The sequence below is a fragment of the Trichocoleus sp. FACHB-591 genome, from assembly GCF_014695845.1.
GTDB lineage: Bacteria > Cyanobacteriota > Cyanobacteriia > FACHB-46 > FACHB-46 > Trichocoleus.
In genome coordinates this window covers 384,075-400,521 of the sequence record NZ_JACJPA010000045.1, presented here as the reverse complement: position 1 = coordinate 400,521, position 16,447 = coordinate 384,075, and the positions used below count along the sequence as shown (strand labels likewise).

Genomic DNA, 16,447 nt, shown 5'->3' with positions numbered 1-16,447 from the left:
TATCCGAAAACATCGCCACCTCCTCACACTCCTCACACTTCATGCTGACGCATCACCGCAAGCCTGTTTGCTTATCTTTTGTGTCAACAGACCTGCCGATCTGGTCTGTGGTTGATACCGCTGCAACTCTATACCAGAAGGACCAAGAACGGTTTCACCTGTTGCTAACTGAACCAACGCTCCAAGACCGAGAAGGCCATCTGGAAGCTCTAGATGCTGGCACCACAGGCGTGGGGATTTCGGATCAAGAGACGTTGGCAGCCACTCCTGCGCCTCGGTTGTTGTGGCTAGAAATTTCGCCCTATCGCGTCATTATGACTATGCAGGGCAACGGTCGCTTTAGCTATCGCCACTTCTGGGAGCAAGGCGTTTACGGCTTGAGCCGCTATTGGTTGCAAAGTGACTTGCTCAGCAGCAGCGGCCAGATGCGGTTGCGCAACTTTACCCGCAGTCTCAAGCTAGAGGGCCAAGCTCTACCCCACCATTTGCGGATTGAGTATGAGTTGTGGTCGGAAAAAGTACAGCTTGGCGCTTACGTATTGAATTTAGACATTGAGCATTAATCTACCTCACTAAAGCTGACCCACTAAAGCTGAGCTGACGCTCCAGATCAAGGCTGCGCTAGCACTCTAGGCGTCTCTGCAAGCGATCGCCGAACTCGGGTAGTGACCTCACTGCCCAGCTTTTGCTTGCCTCAAATCTGGCTTTGATAGCAGATCTGATGAATTCTTAATGAAAAGAGTTTTCAAATACACAGTTTTTGTTATATTGTTTTTAACGAAATTATTGACTATTATTCTCAATAATTTAGAGTCTTGCCCCTGACTTAGTGAGCCGATCCAGCCATGTATTAACGAAACTGATCAATCACATTAGCTCCTCTGTGGGCAATCTAAGTTCATCACCTGCTAGCGATCGCCTAATCGGAATACGGAATTTCACGGCTGCTACCCGTATTTACTCAAAAGCAGACGCCATTAAATGTCTACTTGCGACTCCTTTGCAGCACCTCTTTTAATTTGTTCGGCTTCTCTGGCGCTTGCAACTAAGAATCTCTTGCATTTAGGAAGACACCTTATGAACCAATCTAGTCTGAACTCCCCCGTCGGCCAAGTAGTTACGGTGTCCCGGTGCGATCGCTGGCAAGTTTACCAACGGTTGCAAGAGTTAGGAGTTCAGTGTTGGTGTGCTGGAGATGGCACCTTGTCGGTAGAAGTCCAGACAGTGGGAGAAGCGGTTCAACTCCGTAGCGTGATACAGCATTTAACTGCTGCTCGCACTGAGTTAATCGATTGGTTAGACCTCTGTTGGCAACTTAAAGCCTAAATTCTTCCGCCAATCAATATTTGTGCAGATTTAATAAGCAATCATACTTACTAAACTTTAGAAAACTCATATCTATCTTCGATTCACCGCATTGCACGTTGCATTACCCCTTTTGAGAAAAACGTAAACCTATCAAACCTTGGGATGTCATCATGAGTAAGTCCAAATTCGGTCAAGTTCTAGAATTCAGCTTGGAAGGGCGCTTTCTGGGTTTTGAGATGGAAGATGGCTACAAGTTCAAGCGCATCCGAGTGGCTACCCCTGAAGGCGAGGTTTGCATCAAGCTCTCTAAAGAGTCACGAGCTAGCGTCGTGGCCTCATTTATTGCTGAAGGTAAGGTGTTAAACCTAGGCGATTGGATCCGAGTGACTGGCGAGAAAAAGCTGGATTCCAAAACTGGATTTGCCAAACTCAAAGCTTACGCCATTTACCCCGCTGTACCGGGTGAAGCGGCTCCAGCGGCCCCCCAAAAGGCAACGCCTGCTCCAGGCAAAACCACAATTTTGGTTTGCCAAAAATCAGACTGTATGAAGCGGGGTGCCAGAGCGGTGTGCCAGGCGTTGGAGTCGGAGTTGGGCGATCGCGGCCTCACCAATCAGGTAACCATTAAAGGGACAGGCTGCATGAAGCATTGCAAGGCAGGCCCCACTATGGTTGTAATGCCTGACAAGACTCGCTATACCCGCATCCATCCGGAAACTGTTTCTACCATTCTTGACGAGCATTTTCCCACTCAACCCTCTTTCCCCGCGACCGAGGGTGACAGCGCCAGCAAGGTAGAAAGATTCGCGATCGCCTCTCGCTCGGTATCTGTGGGAAATTAGGTAAACTTTTTCTCTAACTTGTGGCTAATTGCTACTCAGCACGATCGGGGTTATAAATTGGGCGTAGAATCTAACCAAACTTCGCGCATTTGGCGTTGCTGGAGTTAAGATGACCAATTCGTTGCCCCCTAATCCTCAGCCATCCCGTAGAGACCCCTTGGGATTTGATGAATTCATTGGTATTTTTCTAGCCTTTAGTGTGATTGGCGGGATCTTGTTTTGGTCGTTAGGTCGAGAAGGACAAGGGTTTAACTTAGGCGGCCTTCTAGACCCAACCTCAACCCCATCTGCAACACCCACTCCCACTGCAACGCCAACGGCATCCCCTAGCCCAGTTGAAGGAGTGGTGACCCCCTCTCCAACCCCCAACCAGCCAACCCCAACAACCGTACCTGCGCCGGAGCCTGCCCAACCTAATGTAGTGCCAGTTCCCTTTGCGGTGCGGCCACCTGCTACTCCAACCCCCAGCCCCACCCCAACAACCGCTGAGCCAGAGGGCTTCTCAGACGTTGAGACAAATTATTGGGCTTATCCCTTTATTACTGCTTTAGTTCAGCGCGATATTATCAGCGGTTTTCCGGATGGTACATTTCGCCCGGATGCTCCGGTGACGCGAGCAGAGTATGCGTCAATGCTGCAAAAAGCCTTCGACAAACCAGCGAAGCAGCAAGCAGTCAGTTACAAAGATGTTGCTGGTGATTTTTGGGCCACTGATGCGATTCAAGAAGTGTCTCGAAATGGTTTTTTGGCAGGCTATCCCAAAAATATCTTTCAGCCCACCCAACAAATTCCGAGAGTGCAAGCGTTGGTAGCTCTGGCAAGCGGCTTAGAACTGCCTCGCTCTACTGCCCCCACCCAAGTGTTGCAAACCTATCAAGATGCCGCGCAGATTCCTAAATATGCGACGGGTGCGGTGGCCTCTGCAACGCAAGCGGGTTTAGCCGTATCTCATCCGCGACCAAACGTTTTAGAGCCTAACGAAAAGGCAACTCGGGCGGATGCTGCGGCTTTTATTTACCAAGCATTAGTCGCGTCTGGTAAGGCGGAGAAGATTCCCTCAGAGTACTTAACGCAACCTTAAGCTGGAATAAGCTGGAATAAAGCAATCATGGATTAATTGAATGGTCAAGTTTGGACTTGGCTGTCCAGCAGGGCGATCGCTTGCTGAAATACAGCTTCATCTGCTCTCGTTTGCAAAATGGCTCGAACTAGCTGTACAAAATTTTGATCAACCGTGTGATTTGTTTGAATCAATTTGCTACCAGCGTAGTAAGTAGTGTCGTTAATTCGAGGTTCGTCAGTTGTGCCTGTTTGAACGTTTTTAGCTCTTTGGCTCCAAGAGAGAGATTTGCCTCGTAAGGTAAATTGAAACCAGCGGAGGTGGTCGTCTTGTAGCTCAAAAAAAATGTCGAAGTAAGGTTCACCCCCCTGATACCACAGCCGAACCGCACCAGCCTCACCCGAGCGAATTGAGGTTTGCTTAATCTGCCGTAGCGAAGACCCTAATTGATTAATTTCATGGTTCTCCATGACAGCTTTTATCACTTAGAAACGTGCTCATAAAATGGGATAAGTCAGCCAACAGATGTCGTAATTACGATTACGAAGTGGAAGCAGATGCATCAGGATTACCTGGATTAGATCGGCGAAATCTGCCCCGCTCGTACTGCCAAGATTTGTGAAGAATTTAGCCATTGGGCATCGAAAGAGCCGAGATGAGTGGTGGTAATTAAGGTTTGGAATCGATCTTGAATGGCATCGAGTAATTGATTTTGCCGATTCAGGTCTAACTCAGCTAAAACGTCATCTAATAACAGCAGAGGGGGCTCCCCCACGACCTCTTCAATTAGTTTGAGTTCTGCTAACTTCAAGGCTAGAACTAACGTGCGTTGCTGGCCTTGGGAACCATATTGACGAGCAGGCGTTTGGTTAATGCTAAATTCCACTTCGTCTCGGTGCGGACCAACCAGGGTAGTGCCTTGGTGCTGTTCGGCGATCGCCCGTTGCTGGATTTTGTCTAGAAAGGCTTGCTGTACCTGAGCGGGGTCATCCTCGGTTAACACCACATTCGGTGCATATCTAACTTGCAACACCTCGGTACTACCACTAATTTCTTGGTGCCATTTCTCAGCTAAAGGAGCTAGCCGCTCCAAAACCCGCGCCCGGCGGCGAATCACGCGAGACCCTGCGGCGGCAAGCTGCGTATTCCACAACTCCAAGGTGCCTGGTTCATCGATCGCTTCTGTAGGCTCTGGCGGCGGAGAAAATAAGCTGGCTTCTGGGGTGCGTTGTTGCCGCTGCTTCAGCAGGGCGTTGCGTTGCCGCAAGATGTGGTTGTATTGCTGCAAGATATGGGCGTAGATCGGCTCTAATTGGGTCAGTAGGGCATCTAACCAGGCTCGGCGCTTTTCCGGTCCACCCCGGACCAAATCTAAATCCAAGCTAGAGAATTCTACGGCATTGAGAACGCCCAGAAAATCGAGCTGGCGACGTAAAGGTTCGCTGTTCAGCGCTACGGTGCGGCGACCATTACTTCTTAGGGTGAGGGTGAGGTCAATGGGGCCAGTGTCTCGCTCCAGCAGGGCAGCAACTTGGCCAATCGTCTCTCCTTCTAGCACCAAGTCCCGATCGCGGCCAGCTCGGTGCGATCGCAGAGTTGCCAGTAGCTCAACTGCTTCCAACAAGTTGGACTTACCTTGGGCATTGTTGCCGACCAAAATAGTTTTGGGAGCAGAGAAATCCACCCGCTGATCCAAATAGTTGCGAAAGTGGCGCAGATGAAGACTTTTGAGGTACATAAGTCACGGTCAGCGGTCGGCAATAGGCGATGAGCTCAGAGGAAGCGATCGCTCAAAATTATTAGGGGCGCACCTTAGCACACCCCTACTACTGCACTCTATTAGATTTGTGGAGTGGTATGAGTTGGGTTTTGCCTACCCAAGACCACCCTAGCCAACAAGTTTAGCCATTAGACTTTTAGCAATTGGATAGCAATTGGCCTGGGCGTTTAGCCGCGTCGAGCCGACTGCCAACGGAGAAATAGCTTTTCTAGCTCGATCCAAGTGAACATCAAAGCACTAAAGCCAAAGCAAATGGCTAACTCCAAAGGACTTAACCAGAAGGTGTCAAAGAAGTTCTGCAGCGGTGGGACATAGATTAGCAACAATTGCAGAATCGTTGTCAGCGTCACAGCTCCTAGGAGATACGGATTTGAGAAGGGGTTAAGCTCAATGGTCAAACGCACATTGGAGCGGATGGCGATCGCGTGGCCCATCTGCGCGAGGCAAAGGGTGGTAAACACCATTGTTTTCCAAGTATCAGGTGAGCGATCGTATCCAGGTGCGTGAGTGTAACCGTAGGCCCAAGTCATCAGGGCAATGGTTAGAACAGCAAAAACAATGCCCACTCGGATCATGTAGGAACCCAAACCCCGCGCAAAAATGCTTTCTTGGGGATCGTGGGGAGGCCGATTCATGACGTTGGGTTCTGGAGGTTCAACCGCAAGGGCCAAGGCGGGTAAACCATCCGTCACCAAGTTCATCCACAAGATTTGGAGCGGCGAAAGGGGAACCCCTCCTAGACCAATCAAGGGAGCTGCCGCAATGGTGAGCACTTCGCCAATGTTGCTGCCCAAGATGTACTTGATAAAGCGGCGGATATTGGTATAAACGGTGCGGCCTTCTTCAGTCGCAGCTACGATGGTGGCAAAGTTGTCATCTAGGAGCACCATGTCGCTGGCTTCTTTGCTGACATCAGTACCCGTAATTCCCATGGCGATGCCAATGTCGGCTTGCTTCAGGGCGGGAGCATCGTTGACGCCGTCCCCGGTCATGGCGACGACTCTACCACGCCGCTTCAGAGCTTGCACAATTTGTAGTTTGTGCTCAGGTGAAACGCGGGCATAAACGCTAACTTGATCGACTTGATCTTCGAGTTCCTGTAAACTCATGCGATCGAGTTCTTGACCACTGACCACACGATCGCCTGGTTGGGCAATTCCTAGCTCTTGGGCAATGGTCTGGGCGGTTAGTTGGTGGTCACCTGTAATCATCACCACACGGATACCTGCGGCGCGGCAACGAGCGACAGCTTCTTTGGCTTCTGGTCTAGGTGCGTCCAGCATCCCTACTAAACCGAGCCAAATTAATCCTTTTTCGGTGGCTTCATCGGAGCCTTCGGCAGGCAAAGTTGCCAGGGGTTTGTAAGCAAACCCTAGAACGCGCAGACCCCGACCTGCCATTTGGTTGTTCTGGTCTAGCACTTCGGCTCGCTGTTCTGCGTTTAACGGCTCTAAGCGATCGCCCACCTGCATATGGGTGCAGCGTTCCAAAATCAACTCTGGAGACCCCTTGGTGAACATCAGATATTGAATTGGGTCTGCGGCCGTGGCTGTAATGGGCCGGTAATCACTCGCTTCGCAAATTACGCTCATGCGCTTGCGCTCAGACGAGAAAGGAAACTCGGAAACTCGTGGCAGTTTACGAGCCCAAGTTGCTTTGTCAACACCTGCCTTCGCACCTAAAGTGAGCAACGCTCCTTCGGTGGGATCACCAAAAATGACCCATTGGTCTTTCTCATACTGCAAGGTCGCGTCGTTGCAAAGAATACAAGCAATTAATAAAGTTTGTAGCTCTAAGTATTGCTCTGGGGAAACAGCTTGTTGCTCTAGCTGAAACTCGCCGACTGGATCGTAACCGTTGCCAGAAACCCGGAAAGTATGACGCTCAGTATCGACGAGTTGCACGACCATCTTGTTTTGAGTCAGTGTTCCAGTTTTATCAGAACAGATGGTGGTGACAGAACCAAGGGTTTCCACCGCAGGCAATTTACGAATCAGCGCTTGCCGACGAACCATGCGCTGCGTCCCCAGGGCCAATGTCACCGTGATCACCGCAGGCAAGCCTTCGGGAACCACCGCAACAGCCATACTCAAAGAAACTTCTAGCAATTCTTCAAAGGTGCTAAAGTTTCCGGTTCGTATGACGCCACCAATGACGACTAAAGCCACTAGAACGAGCGAACCACCTACAAGCACGTTCCCCAACTGGGTCATGCGCTCTTGCAAAGGCGTTTCCTGCGCCTCGACAGACTGAAGCATGGTGGCAATGTGGCCCAGTTCGGTCTTCATGCCAGTATTCGTAACTAGCACCGTAGCCCGCCCCTGGACGACCTCAGTGCCCTGGAAGACCAAGTTGAGGCGATCGCCCAAAGGTGTTTCTTCCTGCAAGTGAGTTTCTGCGTGCTTAGTTGCTGGCTGAGCTTCCCCAGTCAAAGCCGATTCTCGGACTTGCAGATTTGATGCTTCTATGAGGCGGCCATCCGCAGACACCTGAACCCCTGCTTCAAGCAGCATGACGTCGCCTGGAACCAACTCTTTTGAGCTGACTTCAACAATTTTGCCATCCCGGATCGCCCGAACCCTAGGAGAGGCCAGACTTTTGAGAGCAGCCAAAGCCTTTTCAGCCCGGCTTTCTTGCACGTAGCCCAAGATAGCGTTCAAAACTACGATCGAGGTAATGGCGATTGCGTCTTTAGGAAAGCTGCCAGAACGCAAATCCAAAATGGCAGAGACGACCGCAACACCCATCAGCATCAACAACATAATGTTCTTGAACTGATCCCACAGGATGGCTAAGGTACTGCGGCCCGCAGACTCAACTAGCTCGTTGGGGCCGTACTGTGCTAAGCGCTCTGTCACCTGTTGAGTCGTTAAGCCAGATTCGCGATCGCTTTGAAGAACCTCTAGAGCTTTCTCAGCCTCTAGGGTATGCCAAGCCACAACAGAGTCTGGCGGTGAATCTGAAGCCATGGATAGAGTCACGGGAAATAAAACAACGCCTACAGCACTTAATCATAGTGCTTAAATTTGGTTTCCATCTGCTCCTAGGCTGTTGTAACCGCAATCTGAGCGACTTTGAGCCCGTTCCAGTTCTAGCTCTGTATTTGCCACGAAACCCTGAGCGATCGGGAATTGGTTGAGCTTGGAGTAACTCGGCTCGTCCCAACATTCAAATTTTTGATAAGTAAATCTTTTGATGCCAATTTAATAATTTTAATCCTCAGCCCAATCCTTGTCTAAAAGCATCCAGCCCTAACATTGGGAAAACATAAGTATAAAAAGAGTATAGAAAGATACAGGAATTGAATAAATTGTCAGTAAATAATTACTAAGCTCTGAAGCCAGGAAAGATAATTTCCGCTTAAGTTTTAAAGTAACAGGGCATTCAATTAATTAGCTGAGCAGTAAGACATGAGCTGATATGTTAAGTAATAAATTTGTCTTGATTGCACAGGCAGACTCAGCATTTTGCGGGATATTATTCAGCTACTTCATCATTCCTTAATGAAACGCCTTTACTTAAAATTTAAGCAGCGATAGAAAAAGGTTTCTTGTTTGTGTCCCCTATTGATACCTCGGTGCTCTCCAATTCCTTTAAGCTGATTATTCAACCTCATAACCCAGAGGTGAAGCAGTGCCTGCATGGCTTAGGGTTTCAAAATCTTCCTAATATTCCTCAACTGCTTTATTTGGCCGTTACCGATCAACAGTTGATCGAAGTTTGCTTGCAAATTGGCCAGACTGTATCCGATGAGAGCCAACTGCTTTCTCGTTGTTTCTTTACGCGATCGCCCCTGAACTCGGAAGGATTACTAATTGAATTTCTCCATGCTCAACCCCTCAGTGCATTGACGGCATCTATTAAATACAGTTGGTTTTTTGAAGTTCTAATTAATCAAACGTTATTCTTCAAATATCAACCTGTTTTTAATTTGTCTTCTGGAAATGTGATTGCACACGAGTGTTTAGCGAGAGCGACTGGTAAAAATGGAGCGGCTTTTAGTGGCAAGCAGTTGGTAGATGCTGCACTTTCTAGTCGATGTGTGCATGAGTTTGATGAACTAGCGCGTAAAACTTGTTTAGAAGCGATCGCTAACTTTAATACTGAACAAACCTTTTTTATTAACGTTTTACCGAACGCTATTATTCAAAATCCCCAAGCCTTAGCCCAGAACTTTCAGCAAGTTTTTGACTTAGGCTTACGACCCCAGCAAATTGTATTTGAATTGACGGAAGTAGAAGCTCTACTGGACTGCCCGGAGTTGAGCGAACTCGTTCCTTGGATTCGCGAGCAAGGATTTGGCATTGCTGTGGATGATTTGTGCGGTAATGTTTCGTTTGACCACTACTTTACGGGCTTTTATCCTGACTTAATTAAGCTCGATCGCCAACTGGTGCATGGTTGTAGTCAGCATGCCCTCCAGCAAGTGCTAATCAAGAGCTTTCTCCACTCAGCCCACGAACTGGGAATTTTGGTTTTAGCCGAAGGTCTAGAAGATATTGCAGATATAGAATTTTGTCGGGAGTTGGGAGTCGATTTTGGTCAAGGCTATGGCTTAGGCATGCCAGAACTCACCTTGCAAGAGCAACCCCTCAACTGGTCAGCGCTTGATCTGCCAGAATTGCTCTCCGGCGATCGCCTAGCCGCTCAAACTACAGAATCGCGTTCCTGGTTTAACTTGTCGGAGGCGGGGAGTTGGGAACCAAAACTGATAGCGCCTTGGGAACGACTCGAAAAGTAGCTGGCGTGTAAGTAGTAATTTCGCCATCTGTATTAATCGGACGGGGTCTGCGAGTATGCACTTCAAATTCTTTTCCAGCTAATGCCCGGACCTTAGACGACTTAATGTGCTGCCCGCCTCGCATGGCGGGTAATAGGGGAATAATCTGCCACCAATTTTGAATCTCTAAGCTATACAAATCGAGCCGATTATCATCGATCGCGGCATCTTCTACCACGGTCATGCCCCCACCGTAATAGCGACCATTCCCCACGGCAATTTGTACCGTTTTCACTGGGATAGATTCTCCCCGACAACGGATTTCGGCCCTAAAGGGGCGAGATTGCCTTACGACCCGAAGGGCAGTCGTTAAATAAGCAAACACACCCCAACGACGCTTTACTTCTTTGGTCATCTGCTGAGTGATTTGGACGCTCAGGCCAAGGCTGGCAACGTTGAAAAAATATTTGCCATTCACCCAACCTAGATCAATCCGTTGCACCCGACCTTCGGCAATAATTTGGCACGCCTGAGCTAAGTCTGTGGGGATGCAGAGTGTCCGAGCTAGGTCATTGGCCGTGCCTAAGGGCAAAATTCCCAGAGGTAACTGAGTGTCAACCAAGCCTTCAGTGACGGCATTCATGGTGCCGTCCCCACCACCTACAATGACTAAATCAACGCGATCGCGGTAGCTACGAATCAAATCAGGTAGCTGCTGAGGATCAGCAGTTGATTCTTCTAGCAAATCTAGACCCCAACCTTGCAAGTGAGTGATCGCTTGAGTGAGGGCCTCCTGGCCCCGCCGAGCCTGCCGATTGACTAGTAATAAAGCTCGTTGATTCATAAATTGCCAACCATACCTTGAAGATAAATGCTCCGCTGGTGGGCCACTGGGACACAAGTATCTGGAGTACGAGATCAAAATTCTGTCCAGAGAGTATGGCTGGGATACGATCAGCCCGGAGGGCTTTTGTTTATTATGAGGAGGCCATTGCTGGAAAACCTGCAACTATGCCCCTTGAACCGCCCCCTTCTCTCCAACCATTGACTGCTGCAATTGGACCACTCGACCCTTGGTTAAGTACCATTCGTCCCTTTGGCACTTATGCCCTCCAGGGGTTAAGTTTTTGGGAAGACACTTTGCTGGCAGTGGATACAGTCCGGGGATATCTGCTCCAAGTCACTGTGACCAATGGCGACACGCAGATTCTAAACGCACATCACACGGCAGACTTTTTAGATGCGACGGGTTTAGCGGTTCAAGGGGACAAACTTTGGTTTACACGAGGCAGTAGCGTTTACTATTGCACCCTGGGCGATCTGACACCGCACCACTTTGTCACTTTGCCCTACCAGATTGATGGCGTGGCGATTTGGCAATCCACTGTTTATGTGAGTTCTCAAAAACTCGGTTACATCGTGATTTTTGAGGCGGCTACGGCTCGGCAAATTACCCGATTTCCTACGCCGGGGGTAGGTAGCGAACACCTGACGGTACGGGACGAAGAACTCTGGGTCAGCGATCGCATTGAGCAAACTGTTTACTGTCTCGATCGCGGCACCGGGGAAATCCGCTTTAGTGTCCTGACTCCGTTTGACCAACCCACAGGCTTAGCCTTTCACCGTCATCCTGCCAGTGGCCAAGATATTCTTTATCTCGCTTATGCGGGGGAAGAACCCTACATTCGCGATAACCCCAATGCCGATCCGTCCCATGAACTCGCCATTCGCGATCGCACGTTTATCCATCCGTTGCACTTTCACTATTACGAAGACGAGCGCTATGCCCTCTCCAACGGCTACTTGATTGAAATGTCGTATGTGGAGGAGTTGCAACCGCTAGAGGAAGTGCATTTAGAAAACGTGGAGTGGCGGATTGCGCTGCCTGCGGAAACTAATCGGCAAAAGGTCAGGCAGGTGGAGCCGATTGGGGTGCCGTTTACAGAAGAACTGCACGATGGGCAACGGGTAGCAGTCTTTAAGTTTGCTGCGTTGAAACCCGGAGAGCGGCGCTTATTAGGCTGGAAGGCGCTTTTAGAAGTCTGGAGTATCAAGTATCAGCTTGCTCCGCGTGAAGTAGAGAATGCCCCAGCTTTGTCGCCAGAGTTTCAGGCTCGCTACTTAGTGGATGATGATGAGTTGGCAATGGATAAAGCTCCCATTCGTTGGGCGGCCCAAGCCGCAGTCGGCACAGAAACCAATCTGTTGCGCCGAGTTTTGAAGATTCGTAATTATGTTTACGATCGCCTCTCCTATGGCATCAAACCGCATATCGACACTCCCGATGTTGTGCTAGAGCGGGGCATTGGTTCCTGTGGGGAATATGTCGGCCTGATTTTAGCTTTAGCTCGCCTGAATGGAATTGCCTGCCGCACTGTGGGTCGCTACAAGTGCCCCCCTTATGCTGAGCGACAATTTGTCCCTTTAGAACCTGATTTCAATCACGTTTGGATTGAGTTCTATATCCCAGGATTTGGCTGGCTACCAATGGAATCCAACCCAGATGATGTGGTCGATCGCGGCCCCTACCCAACTCGTTTCTTTATGGGCTTGGCTTGGTATCACGCTGAAATGGCGAAAGGTGTTTCGTTTGAAAACGTCAGAGTTCAAGGAGCACCCATAGGCGAATCTTTGGGCGTTTCTCTCGGAGATTTGTCCATTAATCACATCAAATTCAAAATATTAGGAGAACTCGCTCCATCTGCGTAAAGGCTACGAAAGCCAGTCGAGAAAGATAAGACATTTATCAATTAGGTTGGGCCACTCTATCGGTAGGGCAAACTGAAGTTGAAGGGTGAACTTCACCTCAAAATCTCTTTGCCCTTTGAATTCAGTGCGTTATGACTTCTTTGTCCTCGAAGCAAATTGTCTTAGAAGATATTCTGATCACGCACAGGTTGTTGGGGCCAGTCTCCAGATTGCCAAACTTTCAGGCAGAGAATGCGGCTCTCCACAGCTTAGCTAGACAAATGGTGGACCAGCCTGCCACTATGCTGAGACAACTGGTTCAAATGGCTCTGAAGCTTTGCCACGCCGGAACAGCAGGGGTGAGTTTGCTAGAGACCACCGAGACTGGCGAGGTTATTTTTCGTTGGACATGTTTGGCAGGAGGCTTAGCGGCTTACGAGCAAGGGTCAACTCCCCGTCACTTTAGCCCTTGCGGCATTTGCATAGATCGAGGTGCGCCCCAGCTATATTCCTATCCCGAACAATATTTCACCTACTTTCAGCAAGCTAAACCAACCATTGTTGAAGGATTAGTGATTCCGCTGCTAGCTCAGGGGCAACCTTTAGGCACGATTTGGATTGTTTCCCATGATGAGCACTGCCACTTTGATGCCGAAGATGTGCGAGTCATGACCAGCTTGGCAGACTTTACAGCCGCTGCTTTATGCAATTCTCAAGCTCGCTATATTGCCGAAGCCGCTGCCGCTCAGGAGCAAGCCGCTCGGTCTGAGGCCGAAATGGCAAACCGAACCAAGGATGATTTTTTGTCTACCGTCTCTCATGAACTGCGCACCCCCATGACCAACATCAAAATGGCAATTCAGATGTTGAAGCTGGCTAAACATGCAGAGCAACGCGATCGCTACATGCAAATCTTGAGCAAAGAGTGCGATCGCGAAATCGAACTCATCAACGATTTACTAGACTTTCAGCGGTTGGAAGCGGGGGCTGTCTCGGTAGAGCTAGAAAGTTTGCGGCTACAAGACTGGCTCCCCTCCATCTTGGAACCCTTTCAAGAACGAGCCAAAGAACGCCAACAAAATTTGCAGCTAAACATCCCGGCGAATCTCCCACCCTTGCTCTCAATGGAGAATGGTTTAGAGCGCATTGTGGCAGAACTGCTGAATAACGCTTGCAAATATACTCCATCGGGAGGCGAGATCGTCGTTAGCGTAAGGGCGATCGCTTTAGCTTCTAGATTTGAGAAGTCAGATCAAATCGAACTCACGATTCAAAACTCTGGTTGCGAAATTCCTGAGCCAGCCTTAGCTCACATCTTCGAGAAATTCTATCGAGTCCCCAGCCATGACCCTTGGAAACAGGGAGGGACAGGTTTGGGTTTAGCTTTAGTCGAGAAGCTGGTAGCACTGCTCAAAGGACAGATTAAAGTTGAAAGTCGAGCAAATCAAGTCGTTTTTAGAGTGACGCTGCCAGGAAAAGAGTTGGGTGAGATGAACTGAGTAAGTTGGTGTATTGGAAGCACTTGTTTGATTCTTAGCCGCAAATCGAGACTCAGGTCGTGGCTTGGAGTCTGTGGCCTTGCTCCTGAATGAGAACAAACCTGCTTCAATGAGAACTGGGTAGCGCGATCGCAAACCTGAGTTGTAGCAAGTTTGGTGTTTACGGGTAAGGGATAGTGAAGTCATGGATGTGATTCCAGCTATTGATCTGCTAGAAGGTCGCTGTGTCCGGTTGTACCAGGGTGACTACGCCCAATCACAAGTGTTTGATGAAAATCCGGTGGCAGTCGCGCGGCAGTGGGCGGAACAAGGCGCACCTCGATTGCACTTGGTTGATTTAGATGGAGCCAAGGCTGGACATCCGGTGAATTTGCCAGTGATTGAGGCAATTGTGCGAGCGGTGGATGTGCCAGTTCAAGTGGGGGGCGGTTTGCGCGATCGCCAGAGTGTGGCCAATCTGCTGGCTACAGGCGTGCAACGGGCTATTTTGGGCACCGTGGCCGTGGAGCAACCGGATTTAGTAGCGCAGCTCTGCCAAGAATTTCCCGGTCAGATTGTGGTGGGGATTGATGCCCGCAACGGCAAGGTAGCCACACGCGGTTGGCTGGAGACCTCGGAAGTATTAGCCACAGATTTGGCGCAGCGTATGGCTCAACTGGGCGCAGCCGCAATTATCTACACCGATATTCACCGCGACGGCACGCTGCAAGGCCCCAATCTAGACGCACTCCGCGAATTAGCTACCGCGATCGCCATCCCAGTCATTGCGTCGGGTGGAGTCAGCTCTGTCACCGATCTACTGAGCTTGCTGGGGCTAGAACCCTCCGGGGTCACAGGGGCGATCGTCGGTCGAGCGATTTACACCGGAGACGTAGACTTGAAAGAAGCGCTCCGAGCCGTGGGCCAAGGTCGCTGGCAGGATGTTCCTCCTGATTTCGGTACTTCCGCTTTTGCCTAGTTTTGTCTAACGGGCTTTTTGGAAAAACACAGTTTGGCCTTGGTGCAATTCCACAGCGAAGCGATCGCAAGCTTTTGGGCTGTTCAGGTAGCGGGCTTCTTGTAAGAGTTGTGCCTGAGTTTGGTCGTTCTTGAACAAATTGAGTAGGAGAGCTTCACGCACGTTACCTGTGTCAAAAACGGCTTGGCGATCGAGCTGTGCTAAAGCTTCACGGCAAACCTGAAACACCTTTTGAGCTTCTAGAAGGTATCGGCAATCTGCTTCAGACCAAGTACTTTCTAGAAGGTCTTCTACCTCAGCATAAAATTCTTGGCCTTGAGCATGGTAGGTCCAGTCCCAGGGCGACCAGCGTAAACTTTGTTGATACAAGTTGCTCGGCTTGCCGTACTTATGAGCATACTCTTGGGCCAGCCGAGTCAGCCCTGCTTCTGTGTTGGCAGTGGGTGTAATGGAAGTGCCTTCCCGGCAAATGTAGAGGCCGAAAATATAGAGAGACTCAGCTTCAGCAACTGCTTTGATTTGGGCAAATGCTTCAGCTGTGGCAGAAATCAAAGCCTCTTTCAGCTTTGCGTAATCGAAATTCAGTTGCATACAAACTCAGTACAGTAGGATCGCGTTATCGGACTCGAAATTCCACCACGTCGCGCCGAATCGTGACGTCAAAGTTGCCAAAGAAATCGTGACCAAGCAATCCAGTATCTAAGTCAGGCCCTGCGATCGCAACTGATACATTGCTGGCGACTGCCCCATCTACTTCAATCGAATCGACAAAGCCGACAGGAATTTCTACTCCTTTTTGGCTGGCTGTGTCTACCAGGGCTTTGGTAACGGGTTTGACACCCATAGCGGCTGCCATTTGCTGAGTAATCAAGGTGCCGCTTGCGCCCGTATCCACAATCATCTCAAAGGTTTGATTGCCGTTAAAGGTGACATCAATGACGGGAGTGCCGCCTTCTCGGCGCTTGATCGGAGCCTCAAAAACTCGTTCGCGCCTAGGTGCAGGTTGAGTCGGTCGGGTGGCGACATTGGAGCGTGAGGCTTCTACGGGTTGTGGGATCGGGGGAGGCGCTAAAGCAATAACGCTCTCAGTAGGGGGCTCAGCCGCTCCATCTGGCTTGGTGGCTTGTTTTTTGGCGTACGTGAGTTGCTGCTGATACTCGCTAATTTTTTCTTTAACTAGCAATTGGTAAGGGCTGGAGTTTGGCACCTGTTTGAGGAAGGCGATCGCTTCTTGCCACTGGCTCACCACTAACTTCCAGTCATCTTGGGATTGCGCGGAGGCTCCAATGCTAGCAGCACTGGCAGCGCGATCGAGCGCAAACTCAAAGGGGTCTAGTTCTGGAGTAGGTGGAGACGCAGGTTCTTCAATCACTACAGGTGAGGGATCAATCGGTAATGCAGCCACTGGCGCAGCACTGGGAGTAGGCGTGGGAGCAGACAGACTCTGCGCCGAAGGCTTGATCGAGGAGCCGCTGCAACCTGTACTAGCCAGCGTTAAGACACCCGACACAATCAGCAAAATCGCTCTCGACGGAAAAAGCTTTGGCATAGGAAGGCAAACAACTGCCGTGGGATGGTTTAAAGTCTACAAG

At 49.9% G+C, this 16,447-nt stretch carries 14 protein-coding genes; 8 read left to right on the top strand and 6 right to left on the bottom strand.

The window, feature by feature from the left end; genetic code table 11:
- Positions 1-41: 41 nt before the first annotated feature.
- The 4 genes from H6F90_RS09970 (at position 42) to H6F90_RS09955 (ending at position 3,231) form a co-directional block, all read left to right on the top strand.
- Positions 42-563: a hypothetical protein gene (locus H6F90_RS09970; RefSeq protein ID WP_190439702.1), complete on the top strand. Its 522-nt coding sequence runs from the start codon at positions 42-44 to the stop codon at positions 561-563.
- A 514-nt stretch (positions 564-1,077) separates the two neighbouring features.
- Positions 1,078-1,326, top strand: a complete 249-nt coding sequence (locus tag H6F90_RS09965; RefSeq protein WP_190552315.1) for an Asr1405/Asl0597 family protein — start codon at positions 1,078-1,080, stop codon at positions 1,324-1,326.
- A gap of 152 nt (positions 1,327-1,478) precedes the next feature.
- Positions 1,479-2,150 carry a ferredoxin gene (locus H6F90_RS09960; RefSeq protein WP_190552314.1) on the top strand — a complete coding sequence of 224 codons (672 nt, stop codon included), beginning with the start codon at positions 1,479-1,481 and terminating at the stop codon, positions 2,148-2,150.
- Positions 2,151-2,259: 109 nt separating this feature from the next.
- Positions 2,260-3,231, top strand: a complete 972-nt coding sequence (locus H6F90_RS09955) for an S-layer homology domain-containing protein (RefSeq protein WP_190552313.1) — start codon at positions 2,260-2,262, stop codon at positions 3,229-3,231.
- Positions 3,232-3,275: 44 nt separating this feature from the next.
- Here H6F90_RS09955 and H6F90_RS09950 read toward each other — a convergent pair whose 3' ends face one another.
- From H6F90_RS09950 to H6F90_RS09940, 3 genes are all read right to left on the bottom strand, one after another.
- The gene (locus H6F90_RS09950) at positions 3,276-3,680 is read right to left on the bottom strand and encodes a hypothetical protein (RefSeq protein ID WP_190552312.1); all 405 of its coding nucleotides are present in this window, start codon (positions 3,678-3,680) and stop codon (positions 3,276-3,278) included.
- A 107-nt stretch (positions 3,681-3,787) separates the two neighbouring features.
- Positions 3,788-4,948 (bottom strand): DNA replication/repair protein RecF, encoded by a 1,161-nt coding sequence (gene recF / locus H6F90_RS09945; RefSeq protein ID WP_190552311.1) that lies wholly within the window; start codon positions 4,946-4,948, stop codon positions 3,788-3,790.
- 209 nt (positions 4,949-5,157) lie between these two features.
- Positions 5,158-7,959, bottom strand: coding sequence for a cation-translocating P-type ATPase (locus H6F90_RS09940; RefSeq protein WP_190552310.1), 2,802 nt, complete (start codon positions 7,957-7,959; stop codon positions 5,158-5,160).
- 587 nt (positions 7,960-8,546) lie between these two features.
- On the opposite strand from H6F90_RS09940, the gene H6F90_RS09935 reads away from it, so the two are divergent.
- On the top strand, positions 8,547-9,731 hold the full coding sequence (locus tag H6F90_RS09935; protein ID WP_190552309.1) for an EAL domain-containing protein: 1,185 nt from the start codon (positions 8,547-8,549) through the stop codon (positions 9,729-9,731).
- Here H6F90_RS09935 and H6F90_RS09930 read toward each other — a convergent pair.
- Positions 9,664-10,554 carry a lipid kinase gene (locus H6F90_RS09930; protein WP_190552308.1) on the bottom strand — a complete coding sequence of 297 codons (891 nt, stop codon included), beginning with the start codon at positions 10,552-10,554 and terminating at the stop codon, positions 9,664-9,666. The two genes, H6F90_RS09935 and H6F90_RS09930, sit on opposite strands and share 68 nt — an antisense overlap.
- Before the next feature lie 167 nt (positions 10,555-10,721).
- Here H6F90_RS09930 and H6F90_RS09925 point away from each other — a divergent pair, with 167 nt between their 5' ends.
- The 3 genes from H6F90_RS09925 to hisA all read left to right on the top strand — a co-directional run bounded on the left by H6F90_RS09925 (position 10,722) and on the right by hisA (position 14,855).
- The gene (locus H6F90_RS09925; protein WP_190552307.1) at positions 10,722-12,419 is read left to right on the top strand and encodes a transglutaminase family protein; all 1,698 of its coding nucleotides are present in this window, start codon (positions 10,722-10,724) and stop codon (positions 12,417-12,419) included.
- A gap of 131 nt (positions 12,420-12,550) precedes the next feature.
- Positions 12,551-13,897, top strand: coding sequence for a GAF domain-containing sensor histidine kinase (locus tag H6F90_RS09920; protein ID WP_190552306.1), 1,347 nt, complete (start codon positions 12,551-12,553; stop codon positions 13,895-13,897).
- Between the two features lie 184 nt (positions 13,898-14,081).
- Complete coding sequence (gene hisA, locus H6F90_RS09915; RefSeq protein WP_190552305.1) at positions 14,082-14,855, top strand: 1-(5-phosphoribosyl)-5-[(5-phosphoribosylamino)methylideneamino]imidazole-4-carboxamide isomerase; 774 nt, start codon at positions 14,082-14,084, stop codon at positions 14,853-14,855.
- Positions 14,856-14,861: 6 nt separating this feature from the next.
- Here the strand turns inward: hisA and H6F90_RS09910 are convergent, their stop codons facing one another.
- Positions 14,862-15,446, bottom strand: a complete 585-nt coding sequence (locus H6F90_RS09910; RefSeq protein ID WP_190552304.1) for a DUF4303 domain-containing protein — start codon at positions 15,444-15,446, stop codon at positions 14,862-14,864.
- A 25-nt stretch (positions 15,447-15,471) separates the two neighbouring features.
- Complete coding sequence (locus tag H6F90_RS09905) at positions 15,472-16,404, bottom strand: TIGR02281 family clan AA aspartic protease (RefSeq protein WP_190552303.1); 933 nt, start codon at positions 16,402-16,404, stop codon at positions 15,472-15,474.
- Between the last annotated feature and the right edge of the window lie 43 nt (positions 16,405-16,447).

Bases quoted from the DNA above. Each gene is read 5' to 3' on its own strand.
- H6F90_RS09925 (WP_190552307.1), top strand. From the start codon at position 10,722: ATGCCCCTTGAACCGCCCCCTTCTCTCCAACCATTGACTGCTGCAATT.
- H6F90_RS09965 (WP_190552315.1), top strand. From the start codon at position 1,078: ATGAACCAATCTAGTCTGAACTCCCCCGTCGGCCAAGTAGTTACGGTG.
- H6F90_RS09910 (WP_190552304.1), bottom strand. From the start codon at position 15,446: ATGCAACTGAATTTCGATTACGCAAAGCTGAAAGAGGCTTTGATTTCT.
- recF (WP_190552311.1), bottom strand. From the start codon at position 4,948: ATGTACCTCAAAAGTCTTCATCTGCGCCACTTTCGCAACTATTTGGAT.
- hisA (WP_190552305.1), top strand. From the start codon at position 14,082: ATGGATGTGATTCCAGCTATTGATCTGCTAGAAGGTCGCTGTGTCCGG.
- H6F90_RS09970 (WP_190439702.1), top strand. From the start codon at position 42: ATGCTGACGCATCACCGCAAGCCTGTTTGCTTATCTTTTGTGTCAACA.
- H6F90_RS09955 (WP_190552313.1), top strand. From the start codon at position 2,260: ATGACCAATTCGTTGCCCCCTAATCCTCAGCCATCCCGTAGAGACCCC.
- H6F90_RS09960 (WP_190552314.1), top strand. From the start codon at position 1,479: ATGAGTAAGTCCAAATTCGGTCAAGTTCTAGAATTCAGCTTGGAAGGG.
- H6F90_RS09920 (WP_190552306.1), top strand. From the start codon at position 12,551: ATGACTTCTTTGTCCTCGAAGCAAATTGTCTTAGAAGATATTCTGATC.
- H6F90_RS09930 (WP_190552308.1), bottom strand. From the start codon at position 10,554: ATGAATCAACGAGCTTTATTACTAGTCAATCGGCAGGCTCGGCGGGGC.
- H6F90_RS09905 (WP_190552303.1), bottom strand. From the start codon at position 16,404: ATGCCAAAGCTTTTTCCGTCGAGAGCGATTTTGCTGATTGTGTCGGGT.
- H6F90_RS09950 (WP_190552312.1), bottom strand. From the start codon at position 3,680: ATGGAGAACCATGAAATTAATCAATTAGGGTCTTCGCTACGGCAGATT.
- H6F90_RS09940 (WP_190552310.1), bottom strand. From the start codon at position 7,959: ATGGCTTCAGATTCACCGCCAGACTCTGTTGTGGCTTGGCATACCCTA.